20 protein-coding genes are annotated in these 18,833 nt (G+C 62.4%); 11 read left to right on the top strand and 9 right to left on the bottom strand.

Annotation, left to right across the window (positions count from 1 at the left end; translation table 11 throughout):
* Nucleotides 1-31 precede the first annotated feature (31 nt).
* The 11 genes from MA04_RS18755 (at nucleotide 32) to MA04_RS18705 (ending at nucleotide 11,864) form a co-directional block, all read left to right on the top strand.
* Nucleotides 32-1,117 (top strand): tRNA (5-methylaminomethyl-2-thiouridylate)-methyltransferase, encoded by a 1,086-nt coding sequence (locus MA04_RS18755; protein WP_262462152.1) that lies wholly within the window; start codon nucleotides 32-34, stop codon nucleotides 1,115-1,117.
* 2 nt (nucleotides 1,118-1,119) lie between these two features.
* On the top strand, nucleotides 1,120-1,362 hold the full coding sequence (locus MA04_RS18750) for a sulfurtransferase TusA family protein (protein ID WP_262462151.1): 243 nt from the start codon (nucleotides 1,120-1,122) through the stop codon (nucleotides 1,360-1,362).
* Nucleotides 1,363-1,585: 223 nt separating this feature from the next.
* Nucleotides 1,586-2,992, top strand: a complete 1,407-nt coding sequence (gene glnA / locus MA04_RS18745) for a glutamate--ammonia ligase (protein ID WP_262462150.1) — start codon at nucleotides 1,586-1,588, stop codon at nucleotides 2,990-2,992.
* A 522-nt stretch (nucleotides 2,993-3,514) separates the two neighbouring features.
* The gene (locus MA04_RS18740) at nucleotides 3,515-4,225 is read left to right on the top strand and encodes a DUF4124 domain-containing protein (RefSeq protein WP_262462149.1); all 711 of its coding nucleotides are present in this window, start codon (nucleotides 3,515-3,517) and stop codon (nucleotides 4,223-4,225) included.
* A gap of 185 nt (nucleotides 4,226-4,410) precedes the next feature.
* Nucleotides 4,411-5,496 carry a nitrogen regulation protein NR(II) gene (glnL, locus tag MA04_RS18735; RefSeq protein ID WP_394356163.1) on the top strand — a complete coding sequence of 362 codons (1,086 nt, stop codon included), beginning with the start codon at nucleotides 4,411-4,413 and terminating at the stop codon, nucleotides 5,494-5,496.
* Between the two features lie 41 nt (nucleotides 5,497-5,537).
* A complete protein-coding gene (gene glnG, locus MA04_RS18730) occupies nucleotides 5,538-6,962 on the top strand; it encodes a nitrogen regulation protein NR(I) (RefSeq protein WP_262462147.1) in 1,425 nt (474 codons plus the stop codon).
* 144 nt (nucleotides 6,963-7,106) lie between these two features.
* Complete coding sequence (gene pip, locus MA04_RS18725; RefSeq protein ID WP_262462146.1) at nucleotides 7,107-8,051, top strand: prolyl aminopeptidase; 945 nt, start codon at nucleotides 7,107-7,109, stop codon at nucleotides 8,049-8,051.
* Nucleotides 8,048-8,485: a D-aminoacyl-tRNA deacylase gene (gene dtd, locus MA04_RS18720; RefSeq protein ID WP_041716778.1), complete on the top strand. Its 438-nt coding sequence runs from the start codon at nucleotides 8,048-8,050 to the stop codon at nucleotides 8,483-8,485. Before pip ends, dtd begins: the two co-directional genes overlap by 4 nt.
* 162 nt (nucleotides 8,486-8,647) lie before the next feature.
* A complete protein-coding gene (locus tag MA04_RS18715) occupies nucleotides 8,648-9,127 on the top strand; it encodes a DUF3015 domain-containing protein (protein ID WP_163123059.1) in 480 nt (159 codons plus the stop codon).
* A gap of 71 nt (nucleotides 9,128-9,198) precedes the next feature.
* On the top strand, nucleotides 9,199-11,043 hold the full coding sequence (locus tag MA04_RS18710) for an Lnb N-terminal periplasmic domain-containing protein (RefSeq protein ID WP_262462144.1): 1,845 nt from the start codon (nucleotides 9,199-9,201) through the stop codon (nucleotides 11,041-11,043).
* A complete protein-coding gene (locus MA04_RS18705; protein ID WP_262462142.1) occupies nucleotides 11,028-11,864 on the top strand; it encodes an alpha/beta hydrolase in 837 nt (278 codons plus the stop codon). Before MA04_RS18710 ends, MA04_RS18705 begins: the two co-directional genes overlap by 16 nt.
* On the opposite strand, the gene tatC is transcribed toward MA04_RS18705, so the two are convergent.
* From tatC to argA, 9 genes are read right to left on the bottom strand one after another with little or no spacing between them, the layout of a single operon-like run.
* Nucleotides 11,865-12,644: a twin-arginine translocase subunit TatC gene (gene tatC / locus MA04_RS18700; protein ID WP_262462141.1), complete on the bottom strand. Its 780-nt coding sequence runs from the start codon at nucleotides 12,642-12,644 to the stop codon at nucleotides 11,865-11,867.
* Nucleotides 12,637-13,032, bottom strand: coding sequence for a Sec-independent protein translocase protein TatB (gene tatB / locus MA04_RS18695; RefSeq protein WP_262462139.1), 396 nt, complete (start codon nucleotides 13,030-13,032; stop codon nucleotides 12,637-12,639). Before tatB ends, tatC begins: the two co-directional genes overlap by 8 nt.
* Before the next feature lie 21 nt (nucleotides 13,033-13,053).
* Nucleotides 13,054-13,281, bottom strand: a complete 228-nt coding sequence (tatA, locus tag MA04_RS18690; protein WP_163123076.1) for a Sec-independent protein translocase subunit TatA — start codon at nucleotides 13,279-13,281, stop codon at nucleotides 13,054-13,056.
* Nucleotides 13,282-13,283: 2 nt separating this feature from the next.
* The gene (locus MA04_RS18685; protein WP_022997172.1) at nucleotides 13,284-13,613 is read right to left on the bottom strand and encodes a phosphoribosyl-ATP diphosphatase; all 330 of its coding nucleotides are present in this window, start codon (nucleotides 13,611-13,613) and stop codon (nucleotides 13,284-13,286) included.
* A 50-nt stretch (nucleotides 13,614-13,663) separates the two neighbouring features.
* Complete coding sequence (locus tag MA04_RS18680) at nucleotides 13,664-15,280, bottom strand: AarF/UbiB family protein (RefSeq protein ID WP_262462136.1); 1,617 nt, start codon at nucleotides 15,278-15,280, stop codon at nucleotides 13,664-13,666.
* On the bottom strand, nucleotides 15,280-15,909 hold the full coding sequence (locus MA04_RS18675) for a ubiquinone biosynthesis accessory factor UbiJ (RefSeq protein WP_262462134.1): 630 nt from the start codon (nucleotides 15,907-15,909) through the stop codon (nucleotides 15,280-15,282). Before MA04_RS18675 ends, MA04_RS18680 begins: the two co-directional genes overlap by 1 nt.
* Complete coding sequence (ubiE, locus tag MA04_RS18670) at nucleotides 15,909-16,667, bottom strand: bifunctional demethylmenaquinone methyltransferase/2-methoxy-6-polyprenyl-1,4-benzoquinol methylase UbiE (protein WP_262462132.1); 759 nt, start codon at nucleotides 16,665-16,667, stop codon at nucleotides 15,909-15,911. Before ubiE ends, MA04_RS18675 begins: the two co-directional genes overlap by 1 nt.
* Nucleotides 16,664-17,404 (bottom strand): FFLEELY motif protein, encoded by a 741-nt coding sequence (locus MA04_RS18665; RefSeq protein WP_163123088.1) that lies wholly within the window; start codon nucleotides 17,402-17,404, stop codon nucleotides 16,664-16,666. The genes ubiE and MA04_RS18665 overlap by 4 nt, the downstream gene beginning before the upstream one ends.
* A gap of 2 nt (nucleotides 17,405-17,406) precedes the next feature.
* On the bottom strand, nucleotides 17,407-18,717 hold the full coding sequence (argA, locus tag MA04_RS18660) for an amino-acid N-acetyltransferase (RefSeq protein WP_163123091.1): 1,311 nt from the start codon (nucleotides 18,715-18,717) through the stop codon (nucleotides 17,407-17,409).
* Between the last annotated feature and the right edge of the window lie 116 nt (nucleotides 18,718-18,833).

The raw sequence follows: 18,833 nt of genomic DNA, 5'->3' as shown, positions 1-18,833 counted from the left end.
CCCACTTTTTGACCGGCACGCGAGCCGCCCTATGACCGAGTCAGCCCCTCAAACGCTGCAACGACGCGCCATCGCCCTGGTTTCCGGCGGCCTGGACTCCATGCTGGCGGTGAAAGTCATGCAGGAACAAGGCATCCACGTCGAAGGGGTGAATTTCTTCACCGGCTTCTGTGTGGAAGGCCATACTCACGCCATCCGCAAAAAGGACAAGGACAAAAACAAGCGTAACAATGCGCTTTGGGTCGCTGAACAGTTGGGTATAAAACTGCATATCGTGGATATTTCGGAAGAGTACAAGGATGTGGTGCTCAATCCGAAACACGGCTATGGCGCCAATCTGAATCCCTGCCTGGACTGCAAGATTTTCATGGTCAACAAGGCCACCCTGATGCTGAACAAGGCTCGGGAACTGGCTGGCGAGAAGGGGTTCGACTTCATCATCACCGGTGAGGTGGTGGGGCAGCGTCCCAAGAGCCAGCGCAAGGAAACCATGCCGATCATCAGCCGCGAATCCGGTGCCGATGACCGCCTGTTGCGTCCGCTCAGCGCCAAGAACCTGCCGGAGACCCTGCCGGAACGGGAAGGCTGGGTGGATCGCGGCCAATTGCACGACTTTTCCGGCCGTAACCGCAAGCCGCAAATGGCGCTGGCCAAGCGCTTTGGCCTGGATGACTTCGCCCAGCCCGCCGGCGGCTGCTGCTTCCTTACCGATGAGTCCTATTCGCGCAAGCTGGCGGATCTGTGGCAGGCTCGTAACGAACGGCGTTACGAACTGGATGACATCATGCTGCTGAAGGTCGGGCGGCATATCCGCCCGGCGCCGCACTACAAGCTGATCATCAGCCGCGAGGAGGGGGAGAATCGCTTCCTGGAAGGCTATCGATATCAGTTCACCAGCATCACCACGTCAAGCTGCCCGGGACCGCTGGCTCTGATCGACGGCAAGCTGGCGTCCGACGACGAACTGCGCCAGGCGGCCGCCATCGTCGCTCGTTATTCCAAGGGGCGAACCGATGACGAGGTGGTGGTGGAAGTGCGCGATCCCGGCGGCGTGGTCCGTCAGTTGCCGGTCCGGCCGGCGACGCCGGATCAGGTGTCGCCGGAATGGATGGTGTAACCATGAGCCATCACGAACTGGACGCCCGCCGGCTGCTGTGTCCGATGCCGGTGATCAAAACCCAGAATCAAGTGAACGCACTCCGGCAAGGCGATACCCTGACGGTGATCTGTACCGACCCGGGGGCGCTCAACGACATTCCCGCCTGGTGCCGGATCAATGGACATACGGTGCTGGAAACCCGGGAAGAGGGGCATGAGGTGAGGGTGACGCTTGAGATTGGCGAACCCTCGATTGCACTTTAATGGTGCATTTTTATTGAGACTGCACAGTATTGGTGCTTTCTGCCCGGATATTCCGGCCGATTTCGGGGCGTTATGGCCCGGATGCGCTAAAAAAGGGCTGGCACGTAATTTGCTCTCCTATTGGCATGCGGGGCCGAGTGCCCGAGAATAGCGGCTTCGAGTGGTCGGCCCGCCGATACCACTGAATGCCAGACACATACCCGTTCCAGGAGGACGTTCTACAATGTCTGAAAAGACGCTGAAGCTGATCAAAGATAACGACGTGAAGTGGGTCGATCTGCGTTTTACCGATAGCCGGGGTAAGGAGCAGCACGTCACCATCCCGAGTTCGGAAGTGGACGAAGACTTCTTCCAGGACGGCAAGATGTTCGATGGTTCTTCCATCGCTGGCTGGAAAGGTATCAACGAGTCCGACATGATCATGATGCCGGACGACAGTTCCGCGGTGATCGATCCGTTCACCGACGTTACCACCCTGAACCTGCGTTGCACCATCGTCGAGCCCTCCACCATGCAGGGCTACGAGCGCGATCCCCGTTCCGTGGCTCAGCGCGCCGAGGAATACCTGAAGTCCACCGGCATCGCCGACAGCGCCCTGTTCGGTCCGGAGCCGGAATTCTTCGTATTCGATTCCGTACAATGGAAGTCCGACATGTCCGGCGCCATGTACAACATCTATTCCGAAGAAGCAGCCTGGGTGTCCGCCGATGAGTTCGAGAAGAACAACATCGGTCACCGTCCGGGCGTGAAAGGCGGCTACTTCCCGGTGCCGCCGGTGGATTCCCTGCACGACCTGCGCGCCGCCATGTGCGCCGCCATGGAGCAGATGGGCCTGGAAATAGAAGTGCACCACCACGAAGTGGGCACCGCTGGCCAGTGCGAGATCGGTGTTGGCGCCAACACCCTGACCGCCAAGGCAGACGAAGTGCAGATCCTGAAGTATTGCGTCCACAACGTGGCGCACGCCTACGGTAAAACCGCCACCTTCATGCCCAAGCCGCTGATCGGTGACAACGGTTCCGGTATGCACGTGCACGTGTCCCTGGCCAAAGACGGCAAGAACCTGTTTGCCGGCGACAGCTACGCGGGACTGTCCGAGGAAGCGCTGTACTTCATCGGCGGTATCATCAAGCACGCTCGCGCCATCAACGCCTTCACCAACGGTTCCACCAACTCCTACAAGCGTCTGGTGCCCGGTTTCGAAGCGCCGGTAATGCTGGCGTACTCCGCCCGTAACCGTTCCGCTTCCATCCGGATTCCGTGGGTGAACAGCCCGAAAGCCCGTCGTATCGAGGCGCGCTTCCCGGATCCGTCCGCCAACCCGTACCTGTGTTTCGCGGCGCTGCTGATGGCCGGCCTGGACGGCATCAAGAACAAGATGCACCCGGGCGATGCCATGGACAAGGATCTGTACGATCTGCCGGCCGAGGAAGCCAAGGGTATCCCGACCGTGGCTCATACCCTGACCATGGCTCTGGATTGCCTGGAAGCGGACTACGAGTTCCTGATGGCGGGTGACGTGTTCACCAAGGATATGCTGGATGCCTACATCGAGCTCAAGCGTGGGGAGATTGAACGCCTGAACATGACCCCGCACCCGGTCGAGTTTGACATGTACTACAGCTGCTAAGAATCCCAAGTTCCCGGCAGTTGCGAGGCCCCGCTCCGGCGGGGCCTTTTTTGTGGTTCATCACGGAATAGCGGGAATGGGTGTCTCCATCGGGGGCACGGGTCTGTACGGAGGCCTTCCGGGCTCTAGCAACGTCGATCGCTGGCACAGAAGGGGCTACGAAGCCGCTGTGGGAGCTTGCCCGCAAGCGAACTGGCTCTCGGGGCCAAAAAATTCGCTTGCAGGCAAGCTCCCACAGCGGCGTTGTAGCAACCTCCGAATTTATGTCCCCAAGGCCAGAAGAACTCCTGCACTTGCCGAGTACCTCGAAGCGGAGCCGAAAAGCAGGGTGTCCTTCTAGCCGCCCGAGGAACCACGGTGGGATGGGGAGTGTGGGTTCCTGTTCCGAAAGGTCTCCGTGCAGACCCGCCTCCCCGATGGAGCCTCCACCACCGTTGTTCCTCTAGTGTGCCCCAGACCCTTTTCTCCCCGTTCCGGTGCGGTCAGAATCAAAGTCGTGTCTCTTGGGGGGAGAAGGACCGTATGAAAACCACCACCGTTCTATTGATCACTTTTATGGGTGTCTGCGCCGCTGTCTCGGCGCGGGCCGATGCTGTGCCGGAAACCCGAGGCGAGACGATCTTCCGTAGTGTCGATGAACACGGCAACGTAACGTTCACCGACGCACCGCCGGAGGGCCGCGACGCCGAGGCTGTACGCATCGGCCCCACCAATACCGTGCCGGGGCCGCAACGGGCCCGGCCGCTGGCCGAACCGCCTGAGTCGTCGCAGCCGGTCTTCGGGGGCTACCAGCGTCTGGCGATCGTTTCCCCGCAGCCGAATGCCACCGTGCGCAATCCGGAGGGGGCGATCAGTGTGGAGGTGGCGTTGGAACCGGCTCTGCAGGCCGGGCACCGGCTGGAGATTCTGGATAATGGCAAGCCCCTGTCCGGAACCGCGCTGCGGGATCCGGAACGGGGCAGTCATGTGCTGGTGGCGCGCGTGCTGGACCAGGAAGGCCAGGAGCTTAAACGCTCCGCCGCGGTCACCGTGCATGTGCATCGCACCAGCCGGTTGCAAAGTGGTCAGGCGCCCGCGCCCAGCGGGAGGGCCGGGATCGGGCAGGCTGCCCAGCGAGGGGGCGCCGCCAGTCCGGGGGCTGGCAGCGCCCGCGGAAGCGGCGCGAAGGCCGGTTCTCCGGCCTCCGTGGGGCAGCCCGCCACCCGTGCCCAAACCGTTAAGCCCGATTCCTGACCCCTTTTTTTCTATTTGCACCAAAGTGGTGCTCCCTTCCTGTGTACTGGCTACACTGATTCTGGCCGCCTGGCCGTTCGACGCCCTCCAGCAGTGCCCTTTTGCTTCATTCCGATGGTTCTGCTGGGTGGCCTGATAATTGCTTATGCCCCGTTATGGGCCGAATCATGAAGACCGAGAAGGTAATGCACAAACGCTTGCTGGATCACCTGCGCACCGCGGTGATGCTGCTGGATGATGAGTTGCGGGTTTGCTATCTCAACCCGGCGGCGGAGATTCTGTTGTCCATCAGCGCCAGCCGGATCATCGGACAGGTGCTGCCGGACTATTTCCGTGATGACGGCAATGCCCATGATGCACTAAAGCAGTGCATCGAGGACGGTAACCCCTTTACCCGCCGGGAGGCGAAGCTGGATGTGGCCCCCGGGGTGCAGGTGACGGTGGATTACAGCATTACGCCGCTGCAGGAGCCCGGCTATCCGATGGCGTTGCTGGTGGAAATGCAGGGGCTCGACCGTATGCTCAAAATCAGTCGCGAGGAAGCTCTGGTGCACGCGCATCAGGCCACTCGCGCGCTGGTGCGGGGCGTGGCACACGAAATCAAGAATCCGCTGGGTGGGATCCGCGGCGCCGCGCAACTGCTGGAGCGTGCTTTGCCCAGTGCGGATCTGGCCGAGTACACGCGGGTGATCATCGACGAGGCGGATCGCCTGCGCTCGGTGGCCGACCGCATGCTCGGACCGCGTAAACCGCCGGCGTTCGCCGACGTGAACGTGCACGAATGCCTGGAGCATGTGCGGCAGCTGTTGCTGGCGGAGTACCCCCAGGGGGTGCGAATCCTGCGCGACTACGATGTCAGTCTGCCGGACATTCCCGCCGATCGCGATCAACTGATCCAGGTGCTGCTGAATCTGATGCGCAACGCCATCCAGGCGTTGCTGGAATCCGGCACCGAGGACGCGCAGGTTCTCCTGCGCACCCGGGTATTGCGGCAATTCACCATCGGCTCCATCCGCCACCGTCTGGTACTGCGGGTGGATATTGAAGATAACGGCCCGGGGATCCCCGAAGAGTTACGGGAAACCCTCTTTTATCCCATGGTCAGTGGCCGAGCCAATGGCTCCGGCCTGGGGTTGTCCATCGCCCAGTCCATTATCAGCCAGCACCAGGGGCTGATTGAATGCGACAGCGAACCGGGCCGGACCCTGTTCAGTTTGCTGCTGCCCATGGAATTACCGGAAGCGAACAGCGCCACCTCGGATTCGGCCTGACAGGCCGGCCGGTGGCCCGATGATGTAGGGAGAGCACAGGCATGACCTCGACCATATGGGTGATCGACGATGACCGTTCCATCCGCTGGGTGCTGGAGAAGGCGCTCAGCCAGGAGGGGTTTCAACTGGCCTGTTTCGAGGATGCGGATGAGGCCCTCAATACCCTGGAAGAAGGCACCCAGGAACCGGATGTGCTGATTTCCGACGTGCGCATGCCCGGTACCGACGGGTTGCGCATGCTCAAGATCCTGCAGCGCAAGCACCCGGATCTGCCGGTCATCATCATGACCGCGCACTCGGATCTGGACTCGGCGGTGGCGTCTTATCAGGGCGGTGCGTTTGAGTATTTGCCCAAGCCGTTCGACGTGGACGAGGCGGTGGCGTTGGTGAAGCGGGCCATCAAACACCGCCAGGAGGCCCGGGGTGAAGCGGTGGTGGCCAACGAGGAAACCCCCACCGAGATCATCGGTGAAGCGCCGGCCATGCAGGAAGTGTTTCGCGCCATCGGCCGGCTCAGCCACTCCAATGTCACCGTGTTGATCAACGGCCAGTCGGGTACCGGTAAGGAACTGGTGGCACGGGCGCTGCACCGTCATTCCATGCGCCGGGAAAAGCCGTTCGTGGCGTTGAACATGGCGGCGATTCCCAAGGATTTGATCGAATCCGAATTGTTCGGCCATGAAAAGGGCGCGTTCACCGGCGCCAATGCCCAGCGGGTGGGGCGCTTCGAGCAGTCCAACGGCGGCACTCTGTTTCTGGATGAGATCGGTGACATGCCGCTGGAGGCCCAGACGCGGCTGTTGCGGGTGCTGCAGGAGAACGAATTTTACCGGGTCGGTGGTACCACGCCGATTCATGTGGATGTGCGTATCATCGCCGCCACCCACCAGGATCTGGAACGATTGGTACGCGAAGGCGATTTCCGCGAGGATCTGTTCCATCGTCTCAATGTCATTCGCATCCATATTCCGAAGCTGGCTGAGCGCCGGGAAGACATCCCGCAACTGGCCGGGTACTTCCTGCAACGGGCCGCCAGCGAGCTGGGCGTGGAACCCAAGGTGCTGCACAAGGACACCGAGAAGTATCTGGCGGCGCTGCCCTGGCAGGGCAACGTGCGGCAGTTGGAAAACACTTGCCGGTGGCTGACGGTGATGGCGTCCGGCCGGGAAGTGCTGGTGGACGATCTGCCGCCAGAGCTGCGTCAGTCCGTGGGCCGGCCCGCCGAAGGCGGCGGCGACTGGCAGAAATCCCTGCGTCAGTGGGCGGACCGGGCGCTTGCCCAGGGCGATCGGGCGATTCTCGATCAGGCAGTGCCGGTGTTCGAACGCACCATGATCGAAGTGGCGCTGCAGCATACCGGCGGCCGTAAACGTGACGCGGCGGCGTTGTTGGGATGGGGCCGCAATACCCTGACCCGCAAGATCAAGGAGCTGGACATGGAAGCGGAGTTCAGCGGCGAGGATTGATCAGGAGGGGCTGCACACTCTAAGCCCACAGCGGCTTCGTAAAACCTTCGGTGGGAAGCGGCCTGGGCGGTGAAGCTTTCTCCTGCGTCTTGCGCTCGTTTCCGCAACCCTTATGCTGGAGCGCACCTCGGCAAGAAGATCACCATGGCGCTGTATCCTCCCCTCGAACCCTTTCATCACGAATATCTGGCCGTCGGCGACGGCCATGAGCTCTATCTGGAACAATGTGGCAATCCGGACGGCGCACCGGTGGTGGTGCTCCACGGTGGCCCCGGTGGCGGCAGTTCGCCGTTGCTGCGCCGATTGTTTGACCCGCGCCATTACCGCATCGTGATCCATGACCAGCGCGGCGCCGGCAAGAGCCGCCCTCGCGCCGGCACCGACCACAATACCCTGGCACACCTGGTCGACGACATCGAACGCATTCGCCGGCATCTGGGCGTGTCCCGCTGGCAGGTGGTGATGGGGGGATCCTGGGGCAGCACTCTGGCTCTCAGCTATGCTCTGGAACATGGTGGGCGGGTGGCGTCACTGGTGTTGCGGGGTGTCTTCCTGTGCCGGCGGCAGGACATGGACTGGCTTTATACCGAGCACGGTGCCGCCCGCTATCGTCCCGAGCAATGGCAGCGGTTGGTGGAGGCCTTGCCGGCCGGGGAAGGCACGGTGCTGGCCCGTTATCATGCCGCGCTCGCGGCTTGTGGAGACCAGAACGGTGAGGGCATGCGGCTGGCCCGGGAGTGGACACGTTGGGAAACCCATCTGTCCGCCCTGATACCGCTGACCGGTGTGGACGTGGACGATCATGCCTGGCCCATGGCCAGACTCGAAACCCATTACTTCATGCACGATGGCTTCTTGCCGGAACCGTTGCTGCCACGCTGCGCTCAATTACGCTGCCCGGTGGAAATCGTGCACGGCAGCTATGATCTGGTGTGTCCGCCGGAGCAGGCGTGGCTGTTGCATCAGACATTGCCGGACAGTCGCCTGCGCTGGGTGCCCGGTGCCGGCCATGCTACCAGTGAGGCGGGGATCGGGGAGGCGCTGATTGCCGCGGTCCATCGTCTGGAGCAGCACGGGGGGCTGGCGTGAAAGTGTTGTTGCAACGAGTGCGCGAAGCCCGTGTGGAAGTGGCGGGGGAAAATATCGGCTGTATTGGACAGGGTCTGCTGGTGTTCGTCGGTGTGGAGCGGGGGGATGAGCCTGACACGGCCCGGCGGCTGGCGGAACGGCTGGTTGGTTACCGGGTGTTCGCCGATGCGGAGGGCAAGATGAATCGGGATGTCCGCGATGTGGCCGGAGAGGTACTGGCGGTCTCCCAGTTCACCCTGGCGGCGGATACCCGCAAAGGGCGTCGGCCCGGCTTTTCCGGTGCCGCGGAACCGGAGCTGGGATTGCGCCTGTACCAGGCGTTCGTCGAAGCCTTGCGGGCTCACCAGGTACCGGTGGCCACCGGCCGCTTCGGCGCCGACATGCAGGTGCATTTAGTCAACGATGGGCCGGTGACTTTTCTTCTGGAGCTGTGATCCCGGTCAGGTTGCGTTTTGTAAATGGACCTTTTTTACGTGACACCCGTATTGCAATGGGAAACCCCTGGTTTATGATGATTTGCATGCTCCCGGGGATCGTCGATGGGGGCCAAAGCAAGTTCCTTAGGGACGATGGTAAAAAATATCAGGAGATCAAAGATGAAAAAAACGCTTCTTGCTGCTGCACTGATGGGTGCTTCCTTCTCCGCTCACGCCGTGGCTCCGGGTGGCCCGGGCTGTGGTTGGGGTAACCTGTTGTTCGAAGGCAAATCCGGCCTGCCGATGCACATTCTGGCCACCACTTTCAACGGTACCTCCGGTAACGCGACTTTCGGTATGACTTCCGGCACCAACGGTTGTGACACCAACGGCGCTCTGACCTACAGCGGTGAAAGTCTGCTGGGTATGAACGGCGTGATGGAAGAAGTGGCCCAGGACATGGCGGTGGGTGAAGGTGAAGCTCTGACCGCGCTGTCTGTTTCCATCGGTGTGGACGCGTCAGATCGCGCTCACTTCAACAGCATTATGCATCAGAACTTTGCCTCCATCTTCCCGAGCCAGGACGTTACTGCCGCGGAAGTGATGCAGCAAATCAATATGGTAATGAGCCAGGACCAACAACTGGCCAAGTACGTATAAGTGCTTGACGGCCCCGCTGCTTCGGCGGGGCCCTCGTTTCACGCTTTTCTTTTTCCCTGCCAGGATGTGCCATGCGCACCGGAGTTCTGTGCGCCCTCGCGGGCCTGTTCCTGATCCTGTCCGATACCGTTGCCGCCGCGCAAAGCCGGGAGCACCTTGCCCGGGAGCCACGCTGGCAGGCCTTGCTGCATATTAATCCGGGCGCCACCCTTCGTGATCGCCACCGCAGCTATGTGGACGACGATAATTTTTTCCTCTCCGACACTGGCAAGGATGATCCGCTGGCGGAACTGAATGCCTCCATTGAGGCGTTGCGGCCGGCACAGGCGCCGGAGCGTTGCCGTTTCCCGGCCCGCTATCGCTTTTTTGCCGAGCACTTGGGTTGGGAAGAGAGTGGGGGGCAGGAGAGCGCGCCTTTCGCTCATTGCGACGAGTATATGGAATGGCGACAATCGGTTCAGGCGAACCGGGCCGTGCTGGTCTTTCCCGCCGCCTATCTGAACAGCCCTTCTTCCATGTTCGGCCACACCTTGTTACGGCTGGATCAGACCGGCGACGGGACGGTCTGGCTGTCCTGGGCGGTCAATTTCGGCGCCATGACCTCGGAGCAGGACAACTCCCTGTTCTACATATACCGTGGCCTGGCCGGTGGCTATCCGGGGCGCTTCACCCTGGTGCCCTATGTGCAGAAAATCCAGGAATACTCCCACATGGAAAACCGGGACATCTGGGAGTACGACCTGACCCTGAATCAGGAAGAGATTGATTGGGTCATTGAGCATTTGTGGGAACTCAAGGACATCAATTTCGACTATTACTTTTTCGACGAGAATTGCTCGTTCCGGCTGCTGGAACTGGTGGAAGTGGCCCGGCCCGGCACTGGCTTGCTGGACAAATGGCGGTTCGCCGAACTGCCGGTCAATACGGTGCGGGCTCTGGACGATAAGGACCTGATCGAACAGCGCCATTATCGACCGTCCAAGGCGCAGGAGCTGGAAGCCCTGGTGGCGGAGATGACGGTGGCGGAACGGCGCCTCTCCCGCCGTCTCGCCGATGATCCGGATTTGGCGCAAAGCGCGGAATTTCAGGCCTACCCGCCGCCGCGGCAGGCGCTGATGGCGCAAACCGCTTACCGCCATGTACGGTTTATCCATCGCAAGGAGGAACGTACCGAGGACGTGGCCAAGCGCTCCTTCGCCTTGCTGGGCCTGATGAGCCGCCTGCCGACGGCGACACCGCCTCGGGTGCAGCCGCAGCGACCCCCGGAAGAGGGGCATGGCACCAAAATGCTGGGCGTCTCCGGCGGCCAATGGGGCGCGGACGATTACGGTCAGCTCACCTGGCGGATGACCTACCATGACCTGCTGGATAACCGCCGAGGCTTTCTTGACGGCGCGCAGATCGAGGGGCTGGGTGTTACCTTGCGCAGTACTGAAAGTCAGGCGGTGAAACTGGAACGTCTGGACCTGGTCAGTATTCGCTCGCTGAGCCCCCGCGACACTTTCTCCAAGCCGTTGAGCTGGTATGTGGAAGGCGGGCTGGAACGGGCCTGGGCGCAAGGGCGCAGGCTGACCCGGTATGTTCAGGGCGGTGCCGGCCTCAGCTGGCGCTGGCAGGGCTGGCAACCCTATATGCTGCTCAGCGCCCGGGCGGAAAACAACAGCGCTTTCAGCACCTGGATTACTCCGGGCGGGGGCGCCGAGGCCGGGTTGCTTTACAACACCGGCGCTTGGCAGTGGCAACTCAGCAGTGCCGGGCATTACTTTACCAACGACGAATACCGGCATCGTTCCCGGCTCAGCGCTCACTACGCGCTGGGGCGTCAGCATGGTCTGCGCGCCTCCCTGGAACGCGAAGGCTGGCGTGGTGACAGCGACACCGGTTTCAATCTGGAGTGGCGATGGTATTACGACTGATGCTGCTGTTGGTGCCGTTGCTGGTAAGCGGATGCAGTGGCGTATTTTTCTATCCGATGAAACCCTGGGCGCAGAATCCGGCCCGTCAGGGACTGGATTATGAGGACGTGATTCTGATCCAGCCGGACGGGTTGCGTCTGCACGCCTGGTGGCTGCCGGCCCGTGGAGACAGCATCGCCACCGTCTATTACCTGCACGGTAATGGCGAGAACATCAGCACTCATCTGGCCAACGTGCAATGGATGCCGGAGCAGGGTTTCAATGTGCTGCTACTGGACTACCGGGGCTACGGTTTGTCGGAAGGTTCCGCCGAGCTGCCGGAGGTGTTCGATGACATCCAGCTGGGACTTGACTGGTTGGTGGCTTCCGGGCGTGCCGAGGGCCAGCCGATTATTTTGTTTGGTCAGAGTCTTGGGGCGGCCATGGGAACCCGGGTGCTGGCGCAGCCGGCCAATGAGGACAAGGTCCAGTGCGTGGTGTTCGAGGGCACCTTCGCCAGCTATCGGGACATTGCCAAGGATGTAATGGGGCGCAGCTGGTTGCTGTGGCCGTTGCAATGGTTGGTGGTGCCGACGTTGCCACCGCGCGACTGGGATCCGGAAAACAACATTGCCGCTTTGGCACCGCGCCCGTTACTGATTCTGCATAGCCGGGAAGATCCGGTGATTCCCTATGCACAGGGCGAGCGCCTGTACCATGCCGCCGAGGCGCCGAAGCTGTTTCAGCCGCTGCGTGGCGGTCATGGGCAGGGAACGAGGGATCCGGCGGTTCGCGCCCGGATCGTCGATTTCCTGCGCGACAAGGCGTGCCTGGGGCGCTGATCACTCGTCCTTGGCGGAAACGCTCTCGTCTTCCTCTTCCCGTTGCACTTTTTCCTTCTCGACGAACCGGCCGAAGATCAGCCCCACTTCAAACAGCAGCCACATGGGCAGGGCGAGCAAGGTCTGACTGATAATGTCCGGTGGTGTCAGCAGCATGCCAAGCACAAAACAAGCCACCACCACATAAGCTCGTGAGGAGGACAGCTTGGCGGCGGTGGTGGCGCCGGAGGCGATCAGCAGGACGATGGCGATGGGCAACTCGAAGGCGACACCGAAAGCCAGAAACAGCGCCAGCACGAAGTCCAGATAACTGCTGATGTCGGTGGATACGGACACGCCTTCCGGGGCCACCGAGGTGAAGAACTGGAACATCAGCGGGAAGACCACGAAGTAGGCGAAGGCGGCGCCGGCGTAGAACAGCAGAACGCTGCTCATCAGCAATGGGATCGCCAGCCGTTTTTCGTGACGGTAGAGCCCCGGGGCCACGAAGGCCCAGGCCTGGTGCAGGATGACCGGGACCGCCACGAAGATGCTCAGATACAGCGTCAGCTTGAACGGTGCCAGGAAGGGCGCGGCCACACCGGTGGCGATCATGTGGGTGCCCTCGGGCATCGCCTGCATGAGGGGGGCGGCGACCAGCGTGTACAGTTCCCGGGAAAAGTAAAACAGGCACAGGAACACCACCAGAACCGCCACCACTGCCCGTAGCAGACGGTTACGCAGTTCCAGAAGGTGAGCTACCAGCGGTTGCGCGGTATCGCCGTGGTGCTCGTCATTCATCGGGCTTGTTCTCCGCCGGGCGGGAAGAGGATGGCTCGGAAGGCGCGGGAGTGTCCTCCGTGGCGTTCAGATCGGTCTCGCTCTGGGCTGCCGGTTCCGGCTTGCGCCGGGCTTCGGCCACTTCGTGCGGGGACAGCAGGCTGTCCTTGGCCTTGCGGATGCTGTCTTCGTCCAGCCCCATTTCCCGCATCTGTTTTTCCATGCGCTCACGCATGTCCATGTTCAACGCTTCACGTTCCAGCTCGTTGCGCAGGTTATTGAAGGTGGAACGGGCACGGCCGACCCAGTAGCCCAGAGTGCGGGCCGCTTTCGGCAGGCGCTCGGGGCCCAGCACCACCAGGGCGATGACAAAAATCAGCAGCAGCTCGGAAAAGCCGACATCGAACATGGGTTAGCGGCTCCGCTCAGGTCAGACCTGATCCTTGTCCTTTTCTTTCTGTTCCTGGGTGGTCTCGCTTTGCTCGTCAGCCAGACGTTGCTGGTCCTGCTCATTTTCTCCGTCACGCATGGAGTCCTTGAAGCCCTTGACCGCGCCGCCGAGATCGTTGCCGATGTTGCGCAGCTTTTTGGTTCCGAACAGCAGAACCACGATGGCCAGGACGATGAGCAATTGCCAAATACTGATACCGGAAAACATGATTAATCTCCTCGAGAGGCTTTTTCTTCGTGCCCGGACAGGCCGAAGCGACGCTCCAGTTCCGCCAGCACTTGGTCGGGGTGCAATCCTAAGTGGGCCAACATGACCATGGAATGAAACCACAGATCAGCGGTTTCACTGATCAAGGCCTGGGCCTCGCCGCCGGCTTCCAGGTCCCGGGCCGCGAGCAGGGTTTCCACGGCTTCCTCGCCGACTTTCTCCAGGATCTTGTTCAGGCCCTTATGGTACAGACTCGCCACATAGGAGCTGTCAGGGTCCGCGCCTTTGCGGGCCTCCAGGACTTGGTGCAATTGGTTAAGAATATCCGACATGGTGTCTCCCGTGCAGGCCCGTCAGTGTAGCAAAGTACGGGCCGGTTCACCTACGCGCGCAACGACCACGCCAGCAACACGGCGCCGGCACCGCCCAGGGGCCAGGCCCAGCCACTGCCAACCAGCAGCGCGTCAATGCCGGCCAGCAGACCCAGCGCCACCCCGCCGATACCTGCCAGGGCGCGGCGCCGATTGCGTCGCAAGTTTAGTGCCAGGCGGAATTCCATGTCCCGTTGCCGTTGCGGGTGATCGCGCAGATTCTCCAGGGCGTCACGCAGCAGATCGGGCATTTCCGGCAATTGAGCGGTCCATTCCGGCAGCCGATTGCGCAGTTTGTTGAGGGTGGCGGCCGGGCCGTATTCCTCCATCATCCACGCTTCCAGCAACGGCCGTCCCACGGTCCAGATATCCAGTTGCGGGTAAATGCTGCGGCCCAGCCCCTCGATATGCACCAGGGTCTTCATCAACAGCACATATTGTACCGGCGCCTCGATATGATATTCCCGGGCCAGATCAAACAGGCGCAGGATCAACGGGGCGAATTCCAGCTGTTCCAGGGAGGCGGAGCGTACCGGCGCCAGCAGTTGGGTGGCCTCCTGCTCGAAACGGTGGCGATCGATCGGGGCGTTGCTCCATCCCGCCCGGATCACCAGATCCACCAGCATCGGGTAATCCTCGCGCATCACCGCCAGTACCATGCGCCCCAGCACGTTGAGGTCATGGCGGGACAGACGTCCGGCAATGGCGCAGTCCACCGCCATATATTGGGGCAGATCCGGGTTGGCCGGATTGACGAAAATATTGCCCGGGTGCATGTCGGCATGGAAGAAATTGTGCCGGAACACCTGGGCGAAGAAGATTTCCACACCGCGTTCGGCCAGGGCCCGAGGGTCGATACCGGCGGCCTTGATGCGCTCGATATCGTTGACTGGGATACCGTAAATGCGATCGGAGATCATCACCTGACGGGAGGACACATCCAGGTGCACTTCCGGGATGTGCAGCAGGGAACTGAACAGGAAATGCCGGCGCATGGTCTCGCTGTTACTGGCTTCCTGCTCCAGGTCCAGTTCGCCACGGATCACGGACTGGTAATCGCGCACCACCCGCACCGGGTGGAAATAGCGGGAATCGGCCCAGAGTTTCTCCAGTATCCGGGCGCCGAAGCCCATCACCCGCAGGTCCCGCTCCACCCTCATTTCGACACCGGGGCGCAGCACCTTGACCACCACCTCACGGCCATCCAGCAAGGTGGCCGGATGCACCTGGGCCACCGAGGCGGCGGCCAACGGCCGCTCGTCGAAGGTGGCGAACACCTGATCAAAGGGTTTGGGCAGGTTGGCCTGGACCTTTTGCCGGGCTTCACCGCCATCGAAGGGCGCTACCTGATCCTGCAGACGGGCCAGGGAGTCGGTCCAGTCCGGTGGCAGAAGGTCCCGGCGCGTGGCCATCAACTGGCCGAACTTGATGAAGATCGGCCCCAACTCCTCCAGCGCCAGACGCAGACGTTCGCCTTCACTGAGGTCGCCGGTACCGCGCCAGCTGGTTGGCACCAGATACTGCAGAAAGACCAGCAACGGGCGAATGGGATGCGCCGGAAGCAGGGACAGCAGACGATAGCGGCACACCACCAGGGCGACCGAGAACAAACGGGCAAACGGTGGCATCAGGGCGTGGAACTCCTTGATAACAAACGCTGAACGCGGGCTTCCAGGCGGTCCACATCACCGCGCAGCTCATCCACGTCCTGGTAGAACTCGTACACTTCCCGGCGCAGCGCCAGCAGGCCGGATTCGTTGCCCAGGTAGTCGCCCACCTGGTCGCCGATGCGGCGAAACGCCTCACGGGCCCAGCCGCCCAGGCGCATGGCGCCCTGGTGCAGAGTCTGCGCCAATTCACCGCCAAGCGCCGGTTCCAGCATGGCGCCCCAGTCCAGTTGCAGGTCGCGGGCCAGCTCGCGCAGGGACTGCAGCAACTCGCGATTGCCCTCGATGCGAACCGGGCCGCCGATGGCGCTGGGCTGGCGTTTCCAGTCCAGCAGCAGCGCGGCCAGATCCACCGGATTGCCGGTGACGCTGACGTCCGCCGCCGCTTCGCTGCGCAGGTACAGCTCGACGCCGTCCTCCACGATCAGCAGAAACACCGAGGTGCGCGGCAAAGTGCTGTGTACCGCCAGCAACCGGCCGGCATGCTGGCGGAGCGCGGCGGCGGTTACCGGATCGCCGCGCAATGCCGTGTTGATGGCCCGCTCCAGGGCGGCTACGGCGGTGGTGGAGAGCAGTCCGGGATCCGACATCAGGCTTTGAACCCCCGGTGCAGGGCCACCACGCCGCCGATCATGTTGAAGTATTCGGTACGCACGAAGCCGGCCTCGTCCATCATGCCCTGTAAAGTGTCCTGGTCCGGATGCATGCGGATCGACTCGGCCAGGTACTGATAACTGTCGGCGTCATTGACCACCAGTTTGCCCAGCCGCGGCCAGACCGCGAAGGAGTACAGGTCATACAGCTTGGCGAAGGGCTTGTTCACCGGCTGCGAGAACTCCAGTACCAGCAGACGGCCACCGGGTTTGAGCACGCGAAGCATGGAGCGCAGGGCCGCGTCCTTGTCGGTGATGTTGCGCAGGCCAAAGGCGATGGTCACGCAGTGGAAGCTATTGTCGGCGAAAGGAAGGCGCTCACCATTGACCTGGGCCACTTGTGTGTTGTGCCCGCAACCCGCGTCGTAGAGCCGGTCCCGGCCCACCGCCAACATGGCGTCATTGATGTCGGCCAGTACCACCTGGCCGGTTTCGCCAGCCAGACGGGAGAATTTGATCGCCAGATCGCCGGTGCCGCCGGCCAGATCAAGGACCCGCTGGCCCGGGCGCACCCCGGCCAGTTCGATGGTCATGCGTTTGAGGATACGGTGGCTCCCCAATGAAATCAGATCGTTCATGACGTCGTACTTGGCCGCCACCGAACGGAACACGCCCGCCACCCGCTGCTGTTTTTCCTGCCAGGGAACCTGCTGGTAGCCGAAGTGGGTTACTTTGTCGTCGTTGGCGTCGGTCATGGGATGTCCTTGAACGGAAAAGGGTGCCGGGCGAACAGGCGCGTCATGATCGCGTCCTCGCGGGCCGCCACGCGCTCGAGCAGGGCGGTCACGCTGGGCACCGGTTTCATTACCCGGAAACTGCGGTCGATGAAATCATACAGGTTCGAGAAGCCCGCCGCATGAGCGGGTTTGCGCACCAGCCGGAAGGTGGTCCGCAGGGTGCGTGAGCGGATGTAGCGGTCCAGCCGGGGCCCCAGTTCCGCCACCAGCGTGATCTGTTGCCGGCGCGCTCCGTCGTCGCCGAGATCGCGGTAGCCGTCGGCATAGTCGGCCTGATCCAGTGGCTGATCCAATCGCGCCCCCAGTGTCTGGACCAGGGCCTCATCCAGTTCCTGGGTGAGAATCGCCGCTTCCAGGGCCAGGGCGGAGGTGGCCATGACCCGGTCGGGCAGCAATTTCAGCGCCTTGGGCAGGGCGCGGCGAATCTCGGTGGCCACCGGCAGCAGATCCTTACCGCCGTAGACGTCATCCAGCAGGAAAGTCAGAGCCGGTTGCAGCTGTTGATTGGCGAGCAGGTCAGCGTGGGTATCGGCAAGTCGCTGCCGCTGAGTGGCCCGCAGCCGTTGCAGGCGGGCCAGGAACACCGCGTCATCGCCATGCTGGTGCAGCTGGAAAAAACGCTCCAGAAAATGGCGCAGGCGAAGGCCGGCGCTGTCGGGCGCGGTGCCGGTGGCGGAGGTCCGGGGACTGGGCATGGTCAGAGCGTCTTGACGAACACCTTGGAATTGCGCTGCCAGTTGTACAGCTGCTGCCGTTGCGCCGGCAGGCTGTGCACATCCGCCGGCTGGAACCCCTGCTCCTGGAACCAATGGGCGGTATGGGTGGTGAGCACGAACAGCCGTTCCAGGCCCTGCTCCCGCGCCCGCCGCTCCAATTGCCGCAACAACTGAATGCCGCGCTCGCCACTGCGGTACTGCGGATGCACGGCGACGCAGGCCAGCTCGCCCACTTTTTCATCGGGGAAGGGATAGAGCGCCGCGCAGGCGATCACCATGCCGTCCCGCTCGATGATCAGGAAGCGTTGTATCTCGCTTTCCAGCAGCTCCCGGGAGCGGCGCACCAGGGTGCCGTCCGCCTCCAGCGGGGAGATCAGTTCCAGTACGCCGCCGACATCCTCGATGCGGGCGCCGCGCAGGGTTTCGTAAGTCTCCCGCGTGACCATGGTGCCGCAGCCGTCACGGGTGAACAGCTCTTTCAGCAGCACGCCGTCGTCGCCGGCGTCCAGCAGGTGAGCACGTGCCACACCGTTGCTGGCGGCGTGACAGGCAGCGGTAAGATGCCGTTCCAGGGCGCTGTCCTGCAGGCGCTGGTCGGCGAGCAGGCGCCCGGCTTCCTGCGGGGTCAGTTCGCGCAGTATGCGTTGTTGCTCATCGTCGATGCGAACGCCATCGCCCAGTACGATCAGCTTGTCGGCGGCCAGGGCGATGGCGGCGGTGGAGGCCACTTCCTCCGCATTCAGGTTGAACAGCTCGCCGGTGGGGGAACTGCCCAGAGGTGACAGCAGCACCACGTTGCCGGCGTCCACTTGCCGACGGATCGGTCCCACCTCGATGCGGCGCACCTCGCCGGTGTGCTGGTAGTCAAATCCATCGCGCACCCCCTTGGGTTTGGCGATGACAAAGTTGCCGCTGATCAGCTGGATCGAGGCATTGTGCATGGGGGTGTTCGCCAGCCCCATGGAGAACAGGCCTTCCAGCTTCAGCCGCAGTGCGCCCACCGCGGCGATCACCGCCTCCAGCGCGGCGCTGTCGGTGATCCGGGTGTGGTGCTCGAAATGGGTTTCCAGGCCGGCGGCATGAAGGCGCCGGCTGATCTGCGGCCGGGCCCCGTGGACCAGGACCAGACGAACACCAAGGGTGTTGAGCAGCGCCAGGTCATGCACCAGGGAAGGCAGTAACGGACTGTCCAGGACCTCGCCGGTCATCATCACCACGAAAGTGCGGCCGCGATGCGCGTTGATGTAGGGAGAGGAGTTGCGGAACCAGTTCACCTGGTCGGTAGTACTCACGGTTTTTCTCGGCCAATCAAGGGGATGGGCCAGTATAGCCAGCGCCGCCGGGGCGGCGCCAGGGGGCGAAGCACGCTTACACGCAACACGCTTGCACGCTAACCCCTAAAACCTGA

The sequence above is a fragment of the Alloalcanivorax balearicus MACL04 genome (genome assembly GCF_025532145.1).
Classification (GTDB): Bacteria; Pseudomonadota; Gammaproteobacteria; order Pseudomonadales; family Alcanivoracaceae; genus Alloalcanivorax; species Alloalcanivorax balearicus.
This window is presented reverse-complemented; position numbering and strand designations above follow the sequence as displayed.

Excerpts from the sequence above, each read along its gene's own strand:
- MA04_RS18715 (WP_163123059.1), top strand. The coding sequence starts at position 8,648 with ATGAAAAAAACGCTTCTTGCTGCTGCACTGATGGGTGCTTCCTTCTCC.
- tatB (WP_262462139.1), bottom strand. The coding sequence starts at position 13,032 with ATGTTCGATGTCGGCTTTTCCGAGCTGCTGCTGATTTTTGTCATCGCC.
- glnA (WP_262462150.1), top strand. The coding sequence starts at position 1,586 with ATGTCTGAAAAGACGCTGAAGCTGATCAAAGATAACGACGTGAAGTGG.
- MA04_RS18705 (WP_262462142.1), top strand. The coding sequence starts at position 11,028 with ATGGTATTACGACTGATGCTGCTGTTGGTGCCGTTGCTGGTAAGCGGA.
- MA04_RS18740 (WP_262462149.1), top strand. The coding sequence starts at position 3,515 with ATGAAAACCACCACCGTTCTATTGATCACTTTTATGGGTGTCTGCGCC.
- glnL (WP_394356163.1), top strand. The coding sequence starts at position 4,411 with ATGCACAAACGCTTGCTGGATCACCTGCGCACCGCGGTGATGCTGCTG.
- MA04_RS18750 (WP_262462151.1), top strand. The coding sequence starts at position 1,120 with ATGAGCCATCACGAACTGGACGCCCGCCGGCTGCTGTGTCCGATGCCG.
- MA04_RS18665 (WP_163123088.1), bottom strand. The coding sequence starts at position 17,404 with ATGCCCAGTCCCCGGACCTCCGCCACCGGCACCGCGCCCGACAGCGCC.
- MA04_RS18680 (WP_262462136.1), bottom strand. The coding sequence starts at position 15,280 with ATGCCACCGTTTGCCCGTTTGTTCTCGGTCGCCCTGGTGGTGTGCCGC.
- pip (WP_262462146.1), top strand. The coding sequence starts at position 7,107 with ATGGCGCTGTATCCTCCCCTCGAACCCTTTCATCACGAATATCTGGCC.
- tatC (WP_262462141.1), bottom strand. The coding sequence starts at position 12,644 with ATGAATGACGAGCACCACGGCGATACCGCGCAACCGCTGGTAGCTCAC.
- MA04_RS18710 (WP_262462144.1), top strand. The coding sequence starts at position 9,199 with ATGCGCACCGGAGTTCTGTGCGCCCTCGCGGGCCTGTTCCTGATCCTG.
- glnG (WP_262462147.1), top strand. The coding sequence starts at position 5,538 with ATGACCTCGACCATATGGGTGATCGACGATGACCGTTCCATCCGCTGG.
- MA04_RS18675 (WP_262462134.1), bottom strand. The coding sequence starts at position 15,909 with ATGTCGGATCCCGGACTGCTCTCCACCACCGCCGTAGCCGCCCTGGAG.
- MA04_RS18755 (WP_262462152.1), top strand. The coding sequence starts at position 32 with ATGACCGAGTCAGCCCCTCAAACGCTGCAACGACGCGCCATCGCCCTG.
- tatA (WP_163123076.1), bottom strand. The coding sequence starts at position 13,281 with ATGTTTTCCGGTATCAGTATTTGGCAATTGCTCATCGTCCTGGCCATC.
- MA04_RS18685 (WP_022997172.1), bottom strand. The coding sequence starts at position 13,613 with ATGTCGGATATTCTTAACCAATTGCACCAAGTCCTGGAGGCCCGCAAA.
- ubiE (WP_262462132.1), bottom strand. The coding sequence starts at position 16,667 with ATGACCGACGCCAACGACGACAAAGTAACCCACTTCGGCTACCAGCAG.